21 protein-coding genes are annotated in these 22,614 nt (G+C 61.9%); 5 read left to right on the forward strand and 16 right to left on the reverse strand.

The window, feature by feature from the left end:
* The 9 genes from ACFWB0_RS09005 to ACFWB0_RS09045 form a co-directional block, all read right to left on the reverse strand.
* On the reverse strand, positions 1-1,221 hold the full coding sequence (locus ACFWB0_RS09005; RefSeq protein ID WP_378490091.1) for an MCE family protein: 1,221 nt from the start codon (positions 1,219-1,221) through the stop codon (positions 1-3).
* Complete coding sequence (locus ACFWB0_RS09010; RefSeq protein ID WP_378490092.1) at positions 1,218-2,372, reverse strand: MCE family protein; 1,155 nt, start codon at positions 2,370-2,372, stop codon at positions 1,218-1,220. Before ACFWB0_RS09010 ends, ACFWB0_RS09005 begins: the two co-directional genes overlap by 4 nt.
* Positions 2,369-3,478: an MCE family protein gene (locus tag ACFWB0_RS09015; RefSeq protein WP_378490093.1), complete on the reverse strand. Its 1,110-nt coding sequence runs from the start codon at positions 3,476-3,478 to the stop codon at positions 2,369-2,371. Before ACFWB0_RS09015 ends, ACFWB0_RS09010 begins: the two co-directional genes overlap by 4 nt.
* A complete protein-coding gene (locus tag ACFWB0_RS09020) occupies positions 3,478-4,467 on the reverse strand; it encodes an MCE family protein (protein WP_378490094.1) in 990 nt (329 codons plus the stop codon). The genes ACFWB0_RS09015 and ACFWB0_RS09020 overlap by 1 nt, the downstream gene beginning before the upstream one ends.
* Before the next feature lies 1 nt (position 4,468).
* A complete protein-coding gene (locus ACFWB0_RS09025; protein ID WP_378490095.1) occupies positions 4,469-5,476 on the reverse strand; it encodes an MCE family protein in 1,008 nt (335 codons plus the stop codon).
* A complete protein-coding gene (locus ACFWB0_RS09030; RefSeq protein WP_378490096.1) occupies positions 5,473-6,654 on the reverse strand; it encodes an MCE family protein in 1,182 nt (393 codons plus the stop codon). The genes ACFWB0_RS09025 and ACFWB0_RS09030 overlap by 4 nt, the downstream gene beginning before the upstream one ends.
* A gap of 4 nt (positions 6,655-6,658) precedes the next feature.
* Complete coding sequence (locus ACFWB0_RS09035) at positions 6,659-7,537, reverse strand: ABC transporter permease (protein ID WP_378490097.1); 879 nt, start codon at positions 7,535-7,537, stop codon at positions 6,659-6,661.
* 25 nt (positions 7,538-7,562) lie between these two features.
* Positions 7,563-8,312 carry an MlaE family ABC transporter permease gene (locus tag ACFWB0_RS09040; protein WP_378490142.1) on the reverse strand — a complete coding sequence of 250 codons (750 nt, stop codon included), beginning with the start codon at positions 8,310-8,312 and terminating at the stop codon, positions 7,563-7,565.
* 288 nt (positions 8,313-8,600) lie between these two features.
* Positions 8,601-9,149 carry a TetR/AcrR family transcriptional regulator gene (locus ACFWB0_RS09045; protein ID WP_378490098.1) on the reverse strand — a complete coding sequence of 183 codons (549 nt, stop codon included), beginning with the start codon at positions 9,147-9,149 and terminating at the stop codon, positions 8,601-8,603.
* 146 nt (positions 9,150-9,295) lie between these two features.
* Here ACFWB0_RS09045 and ACFWB0_RS09050 point away from each other — a divergent pair, with 146 nt between their 5' ends.
* From ACFWB0_RS09050 to ACFWB0_RS09070, 5 genes are all read left to right on the forward strand, one after another.
* Positions 9,296-9,697: an SCP2 sterol-binding domain-containing protein gene (locus tag ACFWB0_RS09050; protein ID WP_378490099.1), complete on the forward strand. Its 402-nt coding sequence runs from the start codon at positions 9,296-9,298 to the stop codon at positions 9,695-9,697.
* Between the two features lie 29 nt (positions 9,698-9,726).
* Positions 9,727-10,995: a cytochrome P450 gene (locus ACFWB0_RS09055; protein WP_378490100.1), complete on the forward strand. Its 1,269-nt coding sequence runs from the start codon at positions 9,727-9,729 to the stop codon at positions 10,993-10,995.
* 34 nt (positions 10,996-11,029) lie between these two features.
* On the forward strand, positions 11,030-11,821 hold the full coding sequence (locus ACFWB0_RS09060) for a coniferyl-alcohol dehydrogenase (protein ID WP_378490101.1): 792 nt from the start codon (positions 11,030-11,032) through the stop codon (positions 11,819-11,821).
* Positions 11,822-11,833: 12 nt separating this feature from the next.
* Positions 11,834-13,240: an aldehyde dehydrogenase family protein gene (locus tag ACFWB0_RS09065; protein WP_378490102.1), complete on the forward strand. Its 1,407-nt coding sequence runs from the start codon at positions 11,834-11,836 to the stop codon at positions 13,238-13,240.
* 63 nt (positions 13,241-13,303) lie between these two features.
* On the forward strand, positions 13,304-14,845 hold the full coding sequence (locus ACFWB0_RS09070) for an AMP-binding protein (RefSeq protein ID WP_378490103.1): 1,542 nt from the start codon (positions 13,304-13,306) through the stop codon (positions 14,843-14,845).
* A 140-nt stretch (positions 14,846-14,985) separates the two neighbouring features.
* On the opposite strand, the gene ACFWB0_RS09075 is transcribed toward ACFWB0_RS09070, so the two are convergent.
* The 7 genes from ACFWB0_RS09075 to ACFWB0_RS09105 form a co-directional block, all read right to left on the reverse strand.
* The gene (locus tag ACFWB0_RS09075) at positions 14,986-15,417 is read right to left on the reverse strand and encodes a PaaI family thioesterase (RefSeq protein WP_378490104.1); all 432 of its coding nucleotides are present in this window, start codon (positions 15,415-15,417) and stop codon (positions 14,986-14,988) included.
* 519 nt (positions 15,418-15,936) lie between these two features.
* A complete protein-coding gene (locus ACFWB0_RS09080; protein WP_378490105.1) occupies positions 15,937-17,199 on the reverse strand; it encodes an NAD(P)/FAD-dependent oxidoreductase in 1,263 nt (420 codons plus the stop codon).
* A gap of 3 nt (positions 17,200-17,202) precedes the next feature.
* Positions 17,203-17,397, reverse strand: coding sequence for a ferredoxin (locus ACFWB0_RS09085; RefSeq protein ID WP_378490106.1), 195 nt, complete (start codon positions 17,395-17,397; stop codon positions 17,203-17,205).
* A gap of 34 nt (positions 17,398-17,431) precedes the next feature.
* Positions 17,432-18,757: a phytoene desaturase family protein gene (locus ACFWB0_RS09090; protein WP_378490107.1), complete on the reverse strand. Its 1,326-nt coding sequence runs from the start codon at positions 18,755-18,757 to the stop codon at positions 17,432-17,434.
* 11 nt (positions 18,758-18,768) lie between these two features.
* Complete coding sequence (locus ACFWB0_RS09095) at positions 18,769-19,929, reverse strand: acyl-CoA dehydrogenase family protein (protein WP_378490108.1); 1,161 nt, start codon at positions 19,927-19,929, stop codon at positions 18,769-18,771.
* Between the two features lie 84 nt (positions 19,930-20,013).
* Positions 20,014-21,207: an acetyl-CoA acetyltransferase gene (locus ACFWB0_RS09100; protein ID WP_378490109.1), complete on the reverse strand. Its 1,194-nt coding sequence runs from the start codon at positions 21,205-21,207 to the stop codon at positions 20,014-20,016.
* A complete protein-coding gene (locus tag ACFWB0_RS09105; protein ID WP_378490110.1) occupies positions 21,204-22,592 on the reverse strand; it encodes an OB-fold domain-containing protein in 1,389 nt (462 codons plus the stop codon). The genes ACFWB0_RS09100 and ACFWB0_RS09105 overlap by 4 nt, the downstream gene beginning before the upstream one ends.
* Positions 22,593-22,614: the final 22 nt, after the last annotated feature.

The raw sequence follows: 22,614 nt of genomic DNA on the forward strand, positions 1-22,614 counted from the left end.
TCAGTTTCCGGGGCGAGACAGAAGGGACGGCCACTTGGAAGGCGGTCCACCGGGGCACTCCGCGATATCACCTGTGCGTACGATCGGGTCGGCCGCACAGGGGATGTTGCGCGCGCCGCGCACCGATGCCGGGTGGTCCTGCGGAAGCTTGCACCACATACCGGGTGGAGTTTCGGCGGCAGAGAGATCGAATGGATCCCGGCGTTGCATCGATTCGTAACCTGTTGTACACGGATACATCTGAGTGTTTCCGAGTTTGAGGTCCAACGGCGAGTGCGGCTGGTTCGGATCGTTGTTGATCTCGAAGTCCTTATGCGCGTGGGTGAACGTCGCGGCAATCTCGGGATAGACGGTGAGAAGGTGCCTGAGATTGTCGCTGTACACCCCGGTCAATGTTCCCAACGATTGCAGGTCGGCTCCCACATTTCCGACCGGAGTCGCGAGATTGTCGAGCGCTGTTGCAACCGTGCCGGAGAAAGCGGGGGCTGCATTCAGCGCACTGCGAATGGCGGCATCGCTGTCGCGCAACTGTTCGGTGACCTCGGACAGAGAACGTCCCGCCGTTGCAATGGGGCCTCGGACCTCGAGGCCCACATCGAGGAGGGTTTCTCCATCTCGGACGAGCGAAACAGTCTGGTCCAGTGAGTCATAGGCCCGATCCGCGAGGCGCTGCGACGTATCCACAAACCGGCCGACATCGTCGCCCCTGCCGGACAGTGCTGTCGAAGTCTCGGACAGTAGGGTCCGTACCGACTCCAGTGGAAGAGAGTCGAACAGTTCATCCGCCGCTGTGAGCAGTGTGCCCGCAGAGGTGGGGACCACCGTGCGGTCCACGTCGATGACATCTCCGTCCGATAGGTAGGGGGCCTCGGCGGTTCGCGGTTGTAGATCGACAAACTGTTCTCCGATTGCCGACATACTTCGCACCACAGCACCCGTATCCGCCGGAACATCCGAACCAGAACGGATCTGTAACACAGCTTCCGCCCCGACGTGCGAAGTCCGGATCCGAGAGACGGTACCGATGTCGACGCCGCGATAAGTCACAACCGATCCGACGTACAGACCGGACGCATCTACGAACTGCGCGGTCACCGAGTAGGTCCGCCAGCCGGTCAGACGTTGCACTCCGACGTAACTGGTGGCTGCGTACGCCAGCGCGATCACGGTCAGGAACGCGAACACGACCAGTTGGCCTCGAACGAAACGTGTCAGAGTCACGGTTGACCTTCCGAGGTTGCGGTGGTGGAGTCACCGAAAGCGGTGAAGTCGCTCCCGGGCACCAGAGTGTTGAAAAGATTCGTCAGGGGCGCGGTGAGGGGATCGACCGGCGCGGACGCCGGAGCGGGTGCGGTCCACGCCAAGCCTGGAAAGCTGTCGAGAACATCATTGGCGAGCGTCTCGGCGCTCAGGTCCAACGTCATGTAGATGTTCAGGTAGTCACCACGGACCATGTTGCCGAAGGTCGAGACAGGGAACGGCATGGAAGCAAGCAGATACAACGATCCGGCGAGATGCGATCCCGCCCCTGCAAGCTGATCGAGCACGGGGCGTAGCGATTCGAGGTCAGCCGCGATCGAATCCGCACTTACATCCAGTACCTCACGGCCCTGACCGGCAAACCGATTCATCGCATCGAGCATTCCGGTCAGCGACTCCTGCTGCCCCCGTACGACTCCGAGGGCAGGTGCCAGAACGTCTACCCCGTCGGCCACGGTATCGGTGTTTCGCGCGAGGACATCGGCCAGGCGATCGACGCTGTCGATCGCACGCTGAACTTCGGCGCGCTGATCGTCGAGGGCAGAGATCAACGTGTGCAACCTTTCCGCAGTTGCAACCGCGGTATCCTCCCGGCCGTTCAATGCCAGCCCCCATTCCTCGGTGACGGTACGAATCTGATCGAGTGCACCACCGTTGAGCAACAAGGACACACTCGCCAAAACCTGCTCTGTCTCCGGGTATCGAGATGTGCGCTCGATACCGATCACATCCCCGTCGCGCAGCGTTCCGACATCTGCACCCGCAGCCGGTGGATCCAGTTGCAAGTACTGCGCACCCAGAAGAGATTTCTGCGCCAGACGCGCAGTCGTTCCAGCCGGCAATCGCACTGCCGAGTCGAGATCGACAATCAGTTGCGCTATACCGTTCTCGACACGTACCGACCGCACGGCCCCGACCGTGACATCGCCGGACTTGACCACCGAATTTCCTACGAGGTTTTGGACATCCTCCATTTCGACCGTGATCCGATAGTTCTCCGCTCCCGAAACATTGCCAGGCAGTTGAAGCGAATTCACTCCGTCGAATCGACACCCTGCTGTAGCCAGCACGGAGGCAATGAGCAATATCGTCATCACAATCCGGCGGCTCATCGGACAGCTCCAGCCGTGGCGACCTCGGCGAGGGAACGGGCCGGAGACCCGAATCCCGTCAGTGCACCCGAGATGGCATTGCACTCCGCCGGCGCAGCTCCGACGGTCAGAGCCAGACCACACAAGAATCCGAGCGGTTCGACCGGATCAGCGATCATCAGCGCGCCGGTGACGGAATTGGCATCTCGGTCATAGATGTTGTAGATGTTCGACAAAGCCGTTGGGGCGGTATGCAGCAGCTGAGCAAGATCGTCGATGTGACCGACCAACTGCCCCGTGGTGTCCGTCAAATTGCGCGTCTCGGTCGCGAACGCCTGTTCGTTGTCGTCCACGAACTTCTGAATCTCGGTCATCGTCGGCGCGAGAACTTCGAGTACCGCAGCGAGATCGTTTCGACTGTCTGCAAGCGTGCCGGATACACCGGCGAGACCCGTGGCGAATCCAGCGACGTCGCGGTCGGAAGCGGCGAGCGCCGACACGACCCGCGAGAACCCGTCTACAGCGGTGAACAAATCGTCCGAACCTCGGTCGAGGGTGGCCCCGGCATCGGCAAGCGATCGCAATGTCTCGTTGAGATCCGCTCCGCGACCGGTGAGCGCTGCCGCTCCGGCATCCGCGAGTCTCGACACCGATCCCGCAGTGTTTGCACCATCTGGACCCAAAGCCTGAGCAAGAGCAGCCATCTGCTCCTTGATCTCGTCGAACTCGACCGGATTGACTGTACGGTCGACATCGATCACCGCGCCATCAGCGAGGACATCCCCTCCCTGATAGGGCGGGGTGAACTGGACGAAGCGACCTGTAACCAGCGTCGGTGACACGATCGCGGCTCCCACATCGGCGGGCAACGCGACATCCGCATCGTAGGTCACCTCGACTCGGACGCGCTCACCGTCCGGCACGATACTGTCCACCGTTCCAACCGGCACCCCTCGCACAGTCACCGGGTCACCCTCGTAAAGTCCGGCAGCATCAGCGAAATACACGGTGGCGGAATTATTTACGACGGAACTAATAAAGAATGTAGCGACGATCGCCATAACCGCAGCGATCACCGAGCCGGCGATGAATACCGGGTAGATACGCGATCTCGAGTGAAGAGCCATCAGTTGTCTCCTCCGTAGCTGTGACCGGTGGCGTCCAGATCGGCCGGGACGACATTCTGGAGGATGACGCCGAAGTACGGGCCGGAGCTGACGGCTTCAGGAAGTTGCCTTGCGTAATCCGGCGCCGACGTCAGAATCTGGTCGATGTTCTCGCGGTTGCGATCGAGAATTTCGGAGACATTCCCGAGCTTGTCGAGTAGCGGTCCGAGGGTATCGACGTGTTCACCAGCCACCGCACGCAGTTGCTCTGACATTGCCCGGACGGTGACCAGTAGACTGCGGATAGTCGCGGACCGCTGATCGAGCGCGGCGAGCAGTGTGTTGCCGTCGGTGATCATGGTTCGGATCTGGTCGCTACGTACGTTGAGCACGTCACCGAGTGAGCGAACGTGAGTGAGCAGACTGCGGACTTCTTCATCTCGCGATCCGACGGTGCGCGCGAGTCCGGTCAGACCTTCGAGAGTCCTTTCCAGCTCCGGGGAGATCTCGTCCATCACCCCAGCGGCGGTATCGAATGTCTCCGTCATCGAGTCCAGATTCGTGGCCTCCACAGTTGCCGCAGTGTCGCCGAGCGCATTGGACAGGTCGTAGCCGGACGCCGTGCGCTCGACCGGGATAGTGGATCCCGCTTCGAGTCGTCCGCCACCGTGGGAAGCGAGGTCCAGATAGCGCCGGCCCAGCACGGTGTGCACCTTCACGGCTGCGCTTGTCCCGGCTCCGAGCTCGACGTTGCCGAGGTCGGCTGTGAAAGTGACCTCCACTGCATCGTCTGCGAGTTCGATGTCGGTCACCTTCCCGACCGGAACACCGGCGACCTGCACCTCGTCACCGGCGCGCAGGGCACTCGCGTCACTGAAGTAGGCATGGTATGTGGAACCGCCGACGAAAGGGATCTTGTCGGTGTTGAACGCAGCCACCAATGCGGCGATGAGGACCGCTGTGCCGATCACCCCGATCGGGCCGGGATCGCGTTCGAGGAAGGACTTCACGTCAGTTGCACCTCTCGACGGGGGAGACGAGCATAGGAGTATCGGAATGACCGCTTCCGTCCGGATAACGGATTGCAAGTCCGCACAGGTAGAAGTTGACGAAGTTGCCGTAGGACATCCGACCGACGCTTCGATAGAACTTCGGCAGTTCGGTCAGTGCATCGTCGATCGTGCCCTGATCCGTGATCAGATTGCCGGCAAGCACCGCCAGAGTATCCATATCGGCCTTCAGATCCGGCCGAGCCCGTGCAAGCAGATCGGCAGTGGACGACGCAGCGGCATCGACCTGGGTCATCGCAGAGATCACCAGCTCACGGTCGGCGTTCACGTGGCCGGTGATAGCACTCATGTGATCGATGACTTCCGAGAACTGAGTATCTCGATCAGCCAGTACGGTGAGCACCTGGTCGAGGTTCGTCACGAACGTTCCTATTACCGCGTCGCGGTCGGCAACCGCGGAACCCAGAGAACCGATCTCGGCGAACAGGTCACCGATCAGCTCTTCCTGCCCGTTCAGAACGCCGACCAGGGACGCAGTGACCCGATTCGCTTGCTCGGGATCCAGGCCACGCAGAAGAGGACGGAAACCGTTGACTAGAGAGTCGAGATCTACTGCCGGGCTTGTATTCTCAGGCCCGATCGTCGAGCCGTGGGCGAGCGGCGCGGACGGGTCGCCGGACACCAGCTCGAGGTAGCGGTCTCCGATGAGGTTCTTGTAACGGATCGCTACCCGGGCACCGGCGTAGAGCGTTTGCTCCGAGTCGACGGTGAACTCCACGATACTGTCGGTGGGTGAGTTCAAGCGCACGTCGGTAATCTTGCCGACCGGCACACCTGCAATTTTGACGTCCTCTCCTGCAGCAAGCCCTGACGCCGAAGTGAAAACTGCCGAGTAGGTGTTCTGAGGGCCGAACCGCATGTTGCCCACCACTGTTGCCAATATTGCTGTTGTGAGGGTGGTTACGAGGATGAAGGCGATCAGTTTCAACCCTGGGTAGCGTGCGTTCATCTCTCTCCCGAGAACAGATGGTCGGGTCCGTACAGCAACTGCCACAGCGGCGAGGTCGCGAGTTCGTCGAGCCCGAGTTCCGAGTGGTAGGCGCCTGATCCATCGGCAAAGTTGGTCTGAGGTGGCTGTTGCCCACCGTTATAGGTGTCCGCGTAGCACTTTGCCGGGCCGTCCGCAGTATTGAGGGGGAGGTTCTCTCCGTTCTTGTACGCCGGATCTCCATAGAGAATCGTCGAGAGCACATTGAACCCGGGACGGGATCCGCCCAGGGTCGGCTCGAGATATTTTCGCGTGGTGTCCATCCCGTACAGGAAGCACCCGAACGAAGGCGACTTTTCCTGGAGCAGAGCCAACGTCGGCTCGAGGGAAGTCACGGCTCCGACGATCGGCTCTCCCGCGACATCCAGGAATGCAGCGCCGCGTCCACCCAAGTGGGTCAAACTTGCCAGGAAGGCGGCGAATTGCGCCTTCTCCTCGATAAGCGTCGTTCCGGTCGTCGTTACGTGGTCGAGCGCGTCCAGGTAATCCTGGGAAGCGTCACCCCACAGGTCTGCATTGTCGGCGACCTTTCCGATGTCTCGCGTCAGGGCCGGGATCGAGTCCTCGAACGCCGACAAGTACTCTGCGGCGGTGTCCACAAGCACACCGAACGTGTCGCCACGCCCCTCGGACGCGGACGCCAACTGGGTCAATGTGGTGTTGACCTGCGTGGGGTCGACCGATTCCAACAGTCCTTCCAGAGCCGAGAACAGGTCGTTCATTTCCACCGTCGACGTCGACACGTCGAGAACGTCACCGGGTCGCACGGATCCAACGGACTCTGCAGATGGAACGAGGGTGACAAATTTGCGCCCGAACAGCGTGCTCGGTTCGATAACCGCGGTCGCATTGGCCGGGATCCCCGACAACTCGTCCGGATTCATCGCCAGTGCCAATTCGACGTGGTCGTCGACCCTCCGCACGTCGTCGACCGTTCCCACGACAACACCCGCCACCTTGACATCCGAACCCTTTTCCATGAGCAGGCCAGAACGGTCGGTGAGCAGGGTGATCCCTTCCGACTGGGTGAATACCTGCGCGTAGGTGGCAACCGAGAGGGTTCCGGCAGCAGCAAGACCCGCGACCAATCCGAGGCCGCGTAGCGCGAGTGCCTTCGTCGATGGTTCGAAACTGCTCATACCGTCACCCCGAGATCCGCACAGAGGAAGCAGGATTGCCGTACACCGCGATACCGATGAGAAGATCGACCACCATGATGGCGATCAGCGACGTGCGTACCGAGCGGCCCACGGCCATTCCGACACCGGCCGGACCACCCGACGCATTGAACCCGTGATAGCAATGCACGCACATCACGACCACCGCCATCACCACCACTTTGAGCAACGACCACAGTACGTCGGTGGGTACCAAGAAGACGTTGAAGTAGTGGGCGTAGGTGCCCGAGGACTCCCCCGCCAGCCACACCGTGACGATCCGGGTGGAGGCGTACCCCATGATCAGGGCAATGGCATACAACGGAACGACCGCAACACATCCCGCAATGATTCGAGTGGTAACGAGATACGGAACCGAGGGCACGGACATCGATTCGATGGCGTCGATCTCTTCCGACACACGCATTGCGCCGAGCTGAGCGGTGAACCCGGCTCCGACAGTCGCGGTCAGGGCCACTCCGGCCACTACAGGGATAGCTTCACGGGTATTGATGAACGCCGACACGAAGCCCGCCATTGCGGAGATACCGACGCTTCCGAGCGTCTTCGTTCCCTGCTGGCCGACCTCGTAACCGGCTGCGGCTGTCAAGAACCCGATGACCATGACGCTTCCGCCGATCACAGCCAGCGCGCCCGTACCGAGTGACACTTCGGCGATGAGACGGAGGGTCTCTTTCCTGTAGTGCACAACGGCATAACGGACGTGGGCGACCGCGCGGCCGTAGAATGTCAGCTGACGCCCCCATTCTGCGAGGATACCTACCGGACGTTCGACGGCCCGGCGGAGTAATTCGCCAACCCTGGATTCACCCACTCTCGACCTCGGGTGTGCGGCAGTACTCATCGTACGATCCCTACTTCGCCACCGATCAGCGCATTTGCAGCGCAATGGTGGTGATAATCGAATTGGCCAGGAACAACAACACGAAACTGAAGACCACGGTCTGGTTGACCGCGTCGCCAACGCCTTTCGGGCCACCTTTGGCGCCGAGCCCGAGATGGCAGGCAACAAGACCGGCCAACATGCCGAACACTGCCGCCTTGATCTCACTGACGATCAGATCGGTGACATTCGTCAGCACAGGAATGCTCGTGATGAACTGTCCGGGCGTTGCCCCCTGCAGATACACCGCGAAGACATAGCCGCCGACAAGTCCGACCGTCGTCACCAATCCGTTGAGGAACAGTGCGACGATGGTCGAGGCCACGACGCGAGGAACGACAAGCCGTTGAATCGGGTCGATGCCCAGAACCTGCATTGCGTCGATCTCCTCGCGGATCTTTCGTGATCCCAGATCGGCGCAGATTGCCGTGGCACCGGCGCCTGCCACAACGAGAACTGTGACCACCGGACCGATCTCGCGTACCACGGCCAGCCCTGCGCCCGCACCGCTGTAGTCGATCGCACCGATCTCGGTGAGCAGGAGGTTGATCTGAAAAACAACGATGACACAGAACGGAATGGACATGAGCAGAGTCGGCACGATCGACACGCCGGCAACGAACCATGCCTGGGTGACGAATTCGCGGAATCGGAAGCGCGTCGTGAGGCCGACGCGAAGCGTCTCGAGCGCTGTCGCGTAGAACGATCCAACTGTCCGGGCAGTCGCATTCGCGATGTGACGACCGCGTTGCGAAGCGGTCGCAAGCCGTGAGTTAGACGGCCTCGGTGTAGTTGCAGACACGATTTACGAGGCTCCTGATGGTCAGGGAGTGAGGACGCAGCCCAGATACGGTGGGCGAAGATATTGGCTTGCAGAAGAAGTCACGACACTGTGACGGTCGCCACGAGCATCCTGCCATGCGATGCCGAATCCCACAAGAACACAGTAGAAGTCAAGTGGCTATGGACCCTTTCGCCCTGGGTCGTATGCCCCATCCCAAACCTGACCGAGCGGACGAAGAGCCTAGCGATCAGACGAAGCGCCGACATTCGCGACAATGTCGAGCAAACTCTCGCGAAGGAAATCGATATCCCGGCGGGGCGCCAGGTGTTGGTATCCGGTCAGGAAGCAGAGCGCGAAGGCCGCGACGCGCTCCGCCCTCTCCCGATCCTCGAATACTCCGACGAGGACGTCGGTCGCGATGGCCAGGCGCATGTCGTCGACAACCGTCAGCGATCGAGCGACATCGTCATCGCTCACCGACCACGAGCGGATGGCAGCCTCCGCGCGATGCGGTAGGGCACAAGCAAAATCGACAAGGAGACCCAATCGAGCCTCTGGATCCGGCTCTTCCTGCGCAAGCTGGGCAAAGTGTTCCGTCAGGTGTGCGGACCAATAGTCGAGAAACTCCAGCTTGAAGCTCTCCCAACCATCGAAGTAGTGGTAGAACGCGCCCGTCGTCACGCCTGCATGACGGCACAGCGTCGTCACCTTCAGGCGGCCGGCACCGTTCGCGGCAAGCATGTCGATCGCCGCGTCGTAGAGTGCGACTTTCGAAGTAGCCCCTCTCATCCACCACCTCCATTCTCGGATTCCGATTGTCTCATCCTTACGAGCCCATTGACCGCGCGTCGAACATAATCTAGATTCTGTTCAAAAGATGATCCAGTTCACATCGCCCCGTGATGGCTCACTCCACAACACGAAGGAACCAGAAAATGGCTTTCACCTCCTCTGATGAGGTCCGTCTCTACATCGGCGGCATCTTCGAGTCCGCATTTGCCGATGACGCACTACGGGCGAAGCTCGCGGCGACAGGCGTCGTCCTTCGCTCGACGTTCACCGACCCCGACACCGACCTGATCGTCGATCTCGGTTCCGGAGCGGTGCTACCTGCCGGCACAGACGCTGCCCCGAACGCGACGATGACGATGACCGCCGAGACCGGGAATGCCTACTGGCAGGGCAAGGTCAACCTCCCCCTCGCCATGGCGAAGGGCAAGATCAAGGTCGACGGCAACGTCGCCAGCCTCCTCAAACTCGCACCGCTCAGCAAGCAGCTTTTTCCTGCATACATCGACGCCCTGAAGTCCCACGGCCGCAACGATCTTCTCGTCTAACCCATGACCGAACCTCAGGAGCGCTACCGATGAGCACACAATCGGCCGATCGCGAGTACGACTCGGTTGACGTATCGAGCTTGCAGTTCTGGGCAATGGGCCCACAGGAACGAGACGTTCGACTGGCGGAGCTGCGTCGGAACAGGCCGGTGAGCTGGCAACCGCCGGCCGAGGGCGGCATGATGGCACCCGAGAACGACGGGTACTGGGCAGTGACATCTCACGAGCTGATCAAACATGTGAGCACACACCCGGAACTGTTCTGCTCTGGTGAGGGAATACAGATGGAGGAGATTCCGCAGGACATCCTCGAAGCTGCATCCGGATTTCTCGCCATGGATGGCGAAAAACACATGACCATGCGCAAACTCGTCAGCACTGCGTTCACTCCGAAACAGATCAAGAAGCTAGATGAGAGTATCCGCGAACGCGCGGTCGGCATCGTCGATCGTCTGCTCGATCTGGGCGAAGGCGACTTCGTTCAGAACGTATCGAAGCAGATGCCGATGAATACATTTTACGAAATCGCCGGACTCCCTGAGCAATACAGAGACCAGGCCGCGCACAACGCGGACGAGATGGCCGGATGGAACGACCCCGATGTCGCAGCCGGCAGAGAACCCGCTCAGGTTCTTGCAGATGGAACGATCGGGAACCTGACCATCGGGTACGAGTTCGCAGAGTTGACACGATCCTGCCCACGCGATGACGTGTGGTCGAACATGATCGACGCCGAGATAGACGGCAAGAGCCTGACCGACGAGGAACTTGCCACCATGTTCGTACTGCTGTCCTTCGCCGGAAACGACACGACTCGTACATCGATCAGCTTGGGTACCAAGGCGTTTCTGGAGAATCCCGACCAGCTGGCATACCTCCTCGAAGACTTCGACGGACGCATCGCGAACGCCGTCGAGGAAGTGTTGCGCTGGGTCAGCCCCATCATGACCTTCCGGCGGACCGCTACCCAGGACACGGAACTCGGCGGCAGGCAGATTCGCAAGGGTGACTGGGTGGTGATGTTCTACGCCTCCGGCAACCGGGACGAGACCGTATTCGCCGATCCGTGGACGTTCGACATCAGCCGGAAACCCCAAGGGCACGTTGCATTCGGTGGCGGCGGACCCCACTTCTGTATCGGCAGTTTCCTCGCGAAATCGATGCTGCGCCACATGTTCGACCAGATCTTCCATCGCGTCCCGGATCTCTCTCTCACCGAGCCCGAACTACTTGTGGGCAACTTCGCCGGCGCGGTCAAACGAATGCACGCAGCAACCGGTTGCCCTGTCGCGCACTGACGCGGCCCGAATCCAGCTTTTGCCAAGGAGAGTCATGTCCGATTTCACAGGCAAGCGCGTCATTGTCACCGGCGCTGCATCCGGCATCGGCGACGCCACCGTCCGTCGTTTGAAGGCGGGCGGCGCACACGTGGTCAGCCTCGACAGGAACGCCCCCACTGCTGAGGTCGATACCCACATCACCGTCGATCTGGCCGATCCCCACAGTATCGACAACGCGGTCGCTCAGCTCGACGGCACCTTCGACGCATTGCTCAACGTCGCAGGCGTTCCGGGGACGTCCCCGGCGGACACGGTCATCGCAGTCAATGTGCTGGGAATGCGACATCTCATCGAGTCCTCCCTCGGCTTGCTCGAACCCGGAGGTTCGGTCGTGGTGGTTTCCTCCAGTGCGGGCTACGGCTGGCCGAACCGTCTCGAGACCATCAAGGAACTTCTTGCAACCGACACCTTCGAGGAAGGTGCCGCCTGGTTCGCCGCGAACCCTCAGAAGGGCAACGCGTACAACTTCTCCAAGGAAGTGGCCACTGTGTACGTGATGACCATGGGCGTCGCGTTGAACGATATGGGGTTACGAATCAACGCGATTCTTCCGGGGCCGGTGCAGACCCCGATCCTCGAGGATTTCCGCGTCTCGATGGGTGAAGACAACATCGACGGCATCGCCACGCTTCTCGGGCGCCACGCCACCCCCGACGACATCGCATCGTCGATCCTGTTCCTTGCTTCGCCGAACGCCGGATGGGTCAACGGAACCTCACTGATTGTCGACGGTGGTATCAGTGGGGTCGTATTGACCGGCCTGGTTCCGACCCCTGAGATCTGACGGAGATCCCCGATGACAACGACAGAGATCGATACGACGGATGGCTCATCATCGAATACGTTCGGTGACCTTGTCGCCCGACTTCGGGACGTGCACGCGAGCGGCCGTACCCGCGGCGCTGCATGGCGGATCAGACAACTGCGCGGCCTCGAGCGACTGCTCGAGGAATGCGAGGGCGAGATTGCTGCCGCCCTACACACCGACCTCGGGCGTACCGCGGCCGAAGCGTGGCTCGGTGACATCGCGTCCACCAAAGGTGAAGCCGTATATGCCCGCAAGCGTCTTCGCGCGTGGATGCTTCCTCGACCGAAAACACTTTCCCTGAATCAACTTCCGGCTCTCGGATGGGTCCAGTACGAACCGCTCGGCATCGCCCTCGTCATCGGTCCGTGGAACTATCCTGTCTATCTCACTCTCGGTCCTCTCGTCGCTGCGGTTGCCGCCGGCAACTGCGCGGTGATCAAACCTTCCGAGCTGGCACCCGCTACGTCGGAACTACTCGCCCGACTACTTCCCCACTACCTGGACTCCGACGCGATCGCTGTGGTCCAGGGCGATGCCACGGTGACTCAGTCTCTGATCGCCCAGGGCTTCGACCATGTGTTCTTCACAGGTGGCACGGAGGTCGGACGCAAGATCATGGCCGCCGCTGCGCCGCTGCTGTCACCCGTTGTGCTCGAGCTCGGCGGCAAGTCACCGGTGATCGTCACGGCCGATGCAGACCTCGATGTCGTCGCACGCCGGGTCGCCTGGCTCAAACTCATGAACTCCGGCCAGACGTGCATCAGTCCCGACTATGTACTTGTCGAGCGCTCCGTCCGTGATGCACTCGTCGCCAAGATCACCGGTGCGGTACGCGAGTTCCGCTCCACAGAACCGGATCTCGCCTTGCGTGTGGTCAACCAACGACAATTCGATCGACTCCGGTCCTATCTCGCCACCACCGACGGCAGGATCGTGGCGGGCGGGGGTACCGATCGTCAGGCACTCACGATCGAGGCCACCATCGTGGTCGATCCCTCCCCGTCCGACGCCTTGATGACCGACGAAATCTTCGGACCGATCCTTCCGGTACTGTCGGTCGACTCCGCCGATGAAGCGTTCGCCTTCGTCCGCTCGCGGCCCAAACCTCTCGCTGCGTATCTGTTCTCCTCGTCCACTCCGGTCAAACGCAGGTTCTTGCGCGCAGTCAGTGCAGGTAGCTCGGTCATCAACCACGTCGGAATGCATGTACTTGCTCCACAATTGCCCTTCGGTGGTGTAGGGGCCAGCGGTATCGGGTCCTACCACGGCCGCTACGGTTTCGAGGCGCTCAGCCACCGTAAGTCTGTGCTGGTGAAGCCCCAGCGTCCCGACCTGAAGCTGACCTATCCGCCCTACACGGATACGACGTTGAAGATCATGCGCAAACTCTTCTGACGACAGCGCACATTCCGGTTTCTCGAATCTCGCTGATCCCGAATCTCCTTCGAAAGGTTCGCCATGTATCCCGGCATCCACGCACAGAATAATCCGGATCGTCTCGCGGTCGTTCTCGCCGATTCCGACCGTAGCCTCACATATCGACAGCTCGACGACAATTCGGCCGCACTGGCCCGTGTTCTTCACGATGCGGGGCTACGACGAGGCGACGTCGTAGCCCTGCTCAGCGATAACGCCGTCGAAGCGTTCGAGGTCTTCTGGGCCACCCAACGCTCCGGGCTGTTCATCACAGCAGTCAATCGACATCTCTCCGCCGAAGAAGTCACCTACATCGTCCAGGATTCCGGCGCCAAGGCTCTGATCGTCTCCGCCACACTCGGAGAGCTGGGCACCGAGGTAGGTGCCCGCATCGACTCGCTGTCTACGCGGTTGGCCTTCGGGGGTGCAGTCGACGGATTCGATTCGTACGCGGCGGCGCTGTCCGCCGCAGGTGCGCGTCTCGACGAAGAGCCTGCCGGCGCAATCATGCTCTATTCCTCGGGGACAACCGGATTCCCGAAGGGCGTGAAGTCCCAGATGGCAGAGGGATCGATCGCAGAGAACCCCGATCCGCTTTTTCCGCTGGCAAAGTTCGTCTTCGGCATCACCGAAGAGGACGTTTACCTCTCGTCTGCACCGATCTATCATGCTGCCCCCCTGCGCTGGGGCGGCATCATCCACGCGATCGGTGGAACGGTGGTCATCGCGAAGAAGTTCGACCCGGAAGAGTCCCTCCGTCATATCGAGCAGTACAAAATCACGGCGTCGCAGATGGTTCCGACGATGCTCGTGCGGATCCTGAAGCTCGACGATGCATCCCGAACCCGCCATGATCTGTCGACTCTGAGGGTTCTCATCCACGCGGCGGCTCCGTGCCCACCGGATGTCAAGCGGGCGATGATCGACTGGCTCGGACCGATCGTCTACGAGTACTACAGCTCAACCGAAGCCAACGGCGTCAGTTTCATCAATTCCACCGATTGGCTCGAGCATCCGGGGTCGGTCGGCCGGTGCGTGCTCGGCACGGTCCACATCTGCGATGACGACGGCAACGAACTGCCCACCGGCGAGATCGGCACCGTCTACTTCGAGCGCGACCACCTCCCCTTCTCCTACCACAATGCGCCCGAGAAGACAGCAGCTGCACAACACCCCGAGAACCCCTACTGGACTGCCGTGGGCGATGTCGGCTATCTCGACGAAGACGGCTTCCTGTATCTCACCGACCGGAAGTCGTTCATGATCATTTCGGGCGGCGTGAACATCTATCCGCAGGAGGTCGAGAACGTGCTGGCGTTGCACCCATCCGTCCTCGACGTTGCGGTCATCGGTGTCCCGGATGCCGAGATGGGCGAACAGGTCAAAGCCGTCGTGCAAGTCGCCCCGGGAATCGAAGAATCCGATGTCTTGGCCCAGAAACTCATCGACTACGTGCGCGAACGGATCGCACACTACAAGGCGCCGCGGTCGGTCGACTTTGTCGACGAACTACCGCGTACACCTACCGGCAAACTGGTCAAAGGTAAGTTGCGCGATACCTATCTGGCGGCTCCTGCAAGCTAGACGAGAGCCACCGGGTCGTACCGACACCTGCACCGAATGTGGACGTAACTCACAGCGGCGGAGTCCTGTTCTCGGAAGGACTCCGCCGCTTTATGTGCGGTGTGAGTACGTTCAGGGGTCGACCGCTCTGCTGTCAACAGCTACGATATGAGCACCTGCGCCGAGGCATATATGAGATGTCTTTCGCCGTAGACGATTTCGATCTCCATCACGCCGATCCGACGACCCGCGCGAATCACGCGACAGGCCACGTCGTAATTCGAGTCGGTAGTGGGAGCACCGAGGATGCTCACATCGACGTCCATCAGACTTGCGCGCTGTCCAGGCCGCACGAAACGATCACCGACCGACTCGGCGATCTCACCGACAACCGCGAGGACGACGCCGCCCTGCACAGTGCCGCGCCCGTTCTCCATCCACGGTTCGGGCGCCCACACGCCCCGAATCGGCTCATCTCGGCCGACCTGCGTGAGAAAGTCCAGTCCTAGACTGTGGAGTCCTGGCTCGATGACCTCCGGGCCATCCGGAAGCGAATTCGTCGGCTCCGCGAGCGCGGAATCGGTCGTACCCACTGCAACACCCCGGCAGGTCACGTGTCCAAGGACCAGCTCGTCATGACGGATCGTAGCGGCGGCCAGGACTGTGCCGGCGGTCGTGTCCCTGCCGAGAAGCCGACTGGAGGCGGTGACCACGCCGCCTGCGGGCACCCGACCCGTCCAATTCAGGCTGAGCCGGCTCCCTACATAGAATTGATCGTTCGAAGGATCCCTGATCGCGGCAGACCCGACACATGCATCGATCATTGCCCCGTACGTACACACCGACGTGCCGGTCGGGTCCTCTTTCAGACGTGGCACAACATCCTGAAGAAATTCCTCACCGTCGGTGCCCGGTCGGGTCCGGACACCCATCGTCGCCGATGCCCTGTCTCGTGCGAAAACTCGAGTGAAGTCCGGCGCTGTCTGCATGGTTTCCTCCCAGATAACGGAAATCCCACGCCCGAAGCAGGCGTGGGGAATTGCGGTTCGGTTCGGCAGGCCATGCAGATGTGCAATCACAGTGCATGGCCTGCCCGGCAACCCGGGGACGGATCAGACCGACGCCTTGGCGACCTCGCGCTTCGCGGCCCGTGCCGCCTTGCGCTTCTCCGCGAACGCTACTGCGTCGACGAACGTTTCGTGTTTGAGGATCTTTCCGCGGTACTTCATGATCTCCGTCTGTCCGTCGACGGTCAGTACGCCGACCAGTCGATCATCTTCACGGTAGAGCGCTACGATCCGATCATCGGCGTCGAGATCCTCGACCACCACTATTTCGTCGGCATTCGGAGACCCGACGAACTGGATACGGACGTCGTACCAATCCGACCAGAAGTAGGGAACAGTCGAATACGACTTGAACTCTCCAGGATTCAGTGCATTTCGTGTCGCGATGGCAGCCTGCTCCGCAGCACTGGTCCAGTGCTCGAGGCGCATGAGACGATCGAACACCCCGTTGCGCCAGCGAGCCACGTCACCCGCGGCATACACGCCGGTCACTCCGGTCCACAGGTTCTCGTCGCATACGACACCGTTGTCGAGTTCCAGGCCTGATCCTTCGAGCCAGCCGACACCGGGATTCGCACCCGCGCCCACCACCACGAGATCCGCCGGAATCACCGTGCCGTCGGTCAAGACCACCCGCTCGACTTTGCCGTCACCCTCGATGGAGGCAACCGCGACGCCACAACGCAGATCGGTGCCGTTGCGGGTGTGCAACGACGCCAGTGCCGCACCCATCTGCTGCCCTACTGCACGGACGAGCGGAGTCGGAAGAGCCTCGACGACGACGGGCGACAGGCCTCGTTTGCGTGCACCGGACGCAACCTCGGAACCGATGAATCCGGCACCGATGACGACGGTTCGCGCGCCGGAGTCGAGAGCCGCGCGGACAGCGACCGCGTCGTCCACTGTTCGTAGGGTATGCACCCCGTCGAGTCCCTCTGTGCCGGGCAACGTGCGGGCATCGGCACCCGTAGCGATCACCAGCGCGTCGTAGGACACCTCGCGGCCATCGGCAGTCGTGACGACCCGTGCGGCGGTATTCAGACCCGAGGCCGGAACGCCCAACAGGAGAGTGACATTCAGCTCATCCCGAAGGATGTCCTCGGAACGGAACTCCGTCGAAGCCGGTGCTTGTCCATCGGGAAGCCGGTCGAGGTAGGCCTTGGACAGAGGCGGCCGGTCGTATGGCAGGTAGGGTTCCGACCCGATGAGGGTGATCTGCCCGTCGAATCCGTCCGCACGGGCGGTTTCGACTGCCCGCAAGCCGGCGAGCGAGGCTCCCACCACTACCAGGTGGCGCTGGTCGGACATGGTCTATCCCTCGACCAGGCGGAGAGCCTCGGTGGGGCACCCCGCAATCGCTTCACGGACACCCTCGAGGTCCTCGTCGGATACTTCTTCGGTGAGCACGATCAGGTTGCCGTCTTCATCGACTTCGAAGACTTCAGGGGCAAGGGACTCACAAATTCCCAGTCCCGTGCACTTCTTGCGATCCACAGTGATCTTCATGGTCGTGACTCCTCTCTCGTCTCGACGGGTCGGCTCAGACGCTCGGAGCGACTACACCGAGCGGAAACTGTTCCTTGATCTTTTCGACGACGATCTGCGCGGTCTCCGCGCACGCGGTCGTGCCGCCGTTGGCGTATTCCTTGACACCGTCACCGACATTCCACAGGTTCGCGATCGGTGTCGTGTTCGGCAGGTCGAAACCCGCCACGGCGCGCTGCGGCGGCCAGCCGTCGCGGGTGACGTTGATCGACAGGATGCGTGCCTCGTCGAAACCTTCGATCTCCGACCTCAGTTCATCGAGGAGGATCTTCTTTTCGGCCTCCTCGTCGAAGTCTCCGACCGACGGTTGCGGCACGGCGGTGCCCACGTACAGATACCAACCCTCCGGTGACATCTCGGGGCACAGTTCGCTGAAGTTCGCGACATAACACAAACGCTTGGTGTTGGCGAAGCTGAGCATGCCCGGTGCCTCGATGAGCTTGCACCGGCTCGCGAAGTTGACCGTGATCATCGACGTCGGGCGGTCGCCGCGGCGGACCTGGTCGAGATAATCGGCGGGCAGATTCGTTTCCCCGACAATCCCGACGGTCGCGGCCGGTCCGATATCACTGGCTGCGAAGCGGCAGGTCACCTCCACGTTCTTCCCGTCGCGCAGGACCGCGGCACCGGTCACCACACCGTCGGTGACAGACAGCTCGGTGACCTCACTGTTGAGCCAGAGTTGACCTCCGTCGCGTTCGAAAGCCTCGGCGAGAGACTTCCAGATCCCGATGGTCCCTTCCGGGCAGAAACCGAACGTTTTGAACGCGCTTTTGCGGGTGAAGTAAGTGAGAAACACACGCGCGGGCAGATCTTCGGAGCCGACAGCGAACACAGATCCGCACATGTTGCGGAAGATGCCGTGGACGGATTCGTTCTTGGTGTACTTGGCGACCCACTCCGCAGTAGACATTTCGTCCTCCGGCAGACCGGAGTCGTTGCGGGCTGCGCCGATGCCCTTGACGATCTTGGCGGCCTGGCGGCTGAGTTTGCCGAGCAGGAACCCCCACCCGCCGCTCGAGACGTCGACGTCCTTACCTCCCAGGCGGTACAGGATCGGCGGCTGCGGCGAGCGGACGTCGAACTTCGCGTCGACCTCGGCGAACGTCTCCTCGGTGATACCGCCGGTCTCGATGACGATCGCGCCGTTGTTCACCCTGAATCCGTCGATGTCATCGGTCGAGGCACGGCCACCCACCTTGTCGAGGCGTTCGACGACGAGCGTCCGGTAGCCGGCGTGCTGCAAGCGGGCGGCAGTAAGCAGGCCACCTGCTCCTGCGCCGACGACGAGCGCATCGAATTCAAGTGCGTTGTCTGACATGACGTTTCTCCCTAGTACGAGCGGGGCAATCCGAGGCTGGTCTGGGCCACGAAGTTGAGCACCATTTCGCGGCTGACCGGAGCGGTGCGGAGCAGGCGGGCGTTGAACCACATCTCCGCGAGTCCGTATTCCTTGGACAGACCGTTGCCTCCGTGGGTCTGAATGGACTGGTCGAGGGCTTCGAGCGAAGCTTCCGCGGCGGCGTACTTGGCGATGTTCGCGGCCTCGGCTGCGTCCTCACCGGCATCGAACAGCTCGGCGCTTCGCACCATCGCCATGCGCGCCATTTCGACGGAGATGTGCGCCTTCGCGAGCGGGTGTGAGATCCCCTGGTGCGCGCCGATGGGTGTCGACCACACCTGACGCTCCTTGGCGTACTGCACAGCCTTCGAGATGGCGTAACGTCCGATGCCGGTGCTGATCGCAGCGGCAACGATTCGCTCCGGGTTGAGTCCCGCGAAGACCTGTCGAAGGCCCTTTCCGGCCTCTCCGACCAGCGCTTCGGGACCGACTCGCACATTGTCGAAGAAGAGCGTGTACTGCTTGTCTGCGGAGACCAGGGCTGTTTCGAGAGGCTGGTACACCACTCCGGGGGCGTCCACGGGGACAACGAACATCGAGAGCGGCGCGTGCTTGCCCTCGGGCGCGTCGGCGTCACGGGTGATGACGAGCAACGCTTCCGCTTCATCGATCGCCGAGATGAAGTACTTCGAGCCGGAGATCGTCCAGCCGTCGCCGTCGCGGCGCGTAGTGGTCGACACGTTGTGGCTGTTGGAACCCGCATCCGGTTCGGTCAGCGCGAAAGCCATACGGCGGCGTCCCGAAGCCAGGCCGGGAAGCCATTCGTTCTTCATCTCGCCCGACGCGTGCTTCGCGAGAATGGATCCGCAGATCACGGGCGAGATGACCGAGATGAGCATGGGCATACCGTGCGCCGCCAGCTCTTCGACCACGACGATCGTTTCCGACAGTCCGGCTCCACCACCGCCGTATTCCTCGGGCAGGTGCACACCCAGTAGTCCGGCGTCGCCCAGCTCGTGCCAGAGTTCGTCGACGTTCGAGCCGGCTCGCGCGCGCTCGAGGTAGTACTCGCTGCCGAACTTCTGAGCGATCTTCGCCGTGCTCTCACGAATGAGGCGATGCTCGTCCGAATCTACGACCAGTCCGGCCATCGGTCATGTCCCTTCGTCATTGTTTGAATCTAACATAAATTAAAGGATGTGAACGCGTCAAGGACGGTCAAGCGGATTTCGCTGTCAGCCCAGCTCAGAGCCCACAACGGAGACGAACGACACGCAGCTTCCCGGACGCCCACCGAGGTTGTGGGTCACCGCAATCTCCGGGTTCTCGAGCTGCCGCTCACCGGCTTCCCCGCGGAACTGCAGCCATGCCTCGTACAGCATCCGGAGCCCGCTGGCCCCAACCGGGTGTCCGAACGACTTCAGCCCCCCATCAGGGTTCACCGGAATCCGCCCGCCGAGCTCGAAGTCACCGTTCAGCACGTCCTTCCAACCCTCCCCGCGCTCGGAGAAACCGAGATCCTCCATGAGGATCAGTTCGGTCGGAGTGAAGCAGTCGTGCACTTCGGCCAGCGAGATCTGCGTCCTGGGATCGGTGATCCCCGCCTGGGCGTATGCATCCTGAGCGCTGCGCACCACCTCGGGGAAGGTCGTGTAGTCGTAGTCCGGGTCGGTCGCGCCGCGCGCGGGCCCGGCAGCGAGAGACAGCCCCTTCACGTACATGGGTGTGTCCGTGTACAGGTGAGCGTCCTCAGCACGAACGATCAGCGCACAAGCCGCGCCATCGGACACACCCGAACAATCGAAGACCCCTAGCCTTCCCGCCACGAGCGGCGCGGACTCGATCTTGTCCTTCGATACCTCCGACCTGAACTGCGCCTTCGGGTTCCGTGCACCGTTGTAATGGTTCTTCCACGCGATGTGCGTCATTGCCTTACGGAACTCGGCGGGATCGACGTCGTAACGAGCGCAGTACGCCGGGTCCAGCAGCGAGAAGGCGGCGGGAGCCGTGAGCGAGAGTTCCGCGGCGGTGCCGTCCGCGGGTGGATCACCACGGAGCAACCCGGAGAAGCCCGAGTCCTTCAGCTTCTCGACACCCACCGCCATGACCCGGTCGTATGCTCCGGAAGCAACCGCGTAGCAGGCGTTGCGAAATGCCTCGGACCCGCTGGCGCAATAGTTCTCGACGCGGGTGACCGGCTTGTAGTCCAGCGCGAGTGGCTTGCTCAGAGTCAATCCACTCTGACCGGAGCCGAGGGTCGCCAGCCAATACGCATCGACGTCCTCGCGGGACACGCGCGGGTTGCTCGCGTAGAGGCCTTCGGTCGCGTCCACGACGAGATCATCGGCGCTATGATCCCAGTGCTCACCGAAGGGCGTGCAGCCCATCGCGACGACAGCGACTCTGTCTCGAATACCATTGCTGCTCAATGCACTCGAACCTTCCAGAAATAGTTGTGCACGCCATCCGCCGTGTTCAGGCGACGGAACACGGTTTCCACCCGGGCTCCGACCGCGAGATCGGACGGGCCCGCGTCGGCAACCTCGAATGTGTAGCGGCCTCCGTCGTCGAAATCCACCACCGCATCGACCACCGGTGGAGCCGGCGAATAGGCCAGTCGATCCACGGTGTACGTCGCGACAGACCCGGGAACGCCCGCAAGCGATTCGATGGTCATCCGATCGACGATTCCGCAGTCCTTACACACCCGAGCGGGTGGAAGGTGAACGAACCCACATTTGTTGCAACGACTTCCGGAAAGAGCGAACTTCCATGCCGCGTTGCGGGCAGCCGCCGGACCGGATACCCGGTCGGGTTCCGGGCGTCGCGGGGGTTCCCGGTCGAGCAGTCCCCTCCACGTCAGATATGCCGGATAGGCGACCGCACGGCCCGACGCAAGCTGTTCGGCGACCGACACCCGTTGGCGCCTATCGTCGATCCGGTCGGTCGCACGAAGGAGAATCGCATCCGCCCCATTCGCGACGGAGATGACGAGGATGCTCTCTCCCGGTCGGGCCTTGTCCAGGGCGTCCGCAAGAGCAACACCGACCGAGGCGGCCCCCGCGTATCCGATCGGAGAACCCGACACGGAGCCCGCATTCGGGACGAGAGACGAGGCGCGCTTCGCGACGGCCGAGTTTCCGGACACCACAATGACATGATCGGCCCGACCGTTATCGGCCGAGGCGAGCACTTCCCTCGTCACCCGCTCGACAAGAGGTGCGTACCTGTCCAGGCCGAACCGCTCCTCCCACTGCACCCCCGAGGCAGCACCCGGTGTTCGCCATCGGTCGAGAATTTCTTCGGTCGCCGACGCGAACGCGACGATCTCGGCAATCGCATCGGCTGCGGGACCGAAGGCGAAGGCCGCAGCACCGTCGCCCCCACCGGATTCGTCGGCCGAACCGGGACGACCGACGATCACGTCCGCGAGGACAGCCACACCACCGGTGGCAGCACCGGTGCGCAACGCGGCAACTCCGCTGCGCGCCGATCCCCCGGTATCGGCCGCGAAAACATTGTCGGGCAATCCCAGAGCCGCGTGGATTGCCGTCGCATTCGCCTTGTCTGCGTATGCAGGCGTGGTCGTGGCAAAGTACAGGGCGGTGGGCGCCGCCGACTCTTCACCGTGTCGTTCGAGGGCGGCGCGCGCCGCAGCGACTCCGAGCGTCGTGCTGTCCTCGTCGAATGATGCGACGACACGTTCACCACGCCCCGCCGACGTGTTCAAGGCCGCTCCGATATCTGCCCGTGCCAGACGGTGGCTCGGTAGATAGGCACCGTACGACACGAGCCCGAACCGGAATTCCGACATGTGTACTCTCCTGACGTGTACT

Source organism: Rhodococcus sp. NPDC060086 (genome assembly GCF_042730275.1).
GTDB lineage: Bacteria > Actinomycetota > Actinomycetes > Mycobacteriales > Mycobacteriaceae > Rhodococcus.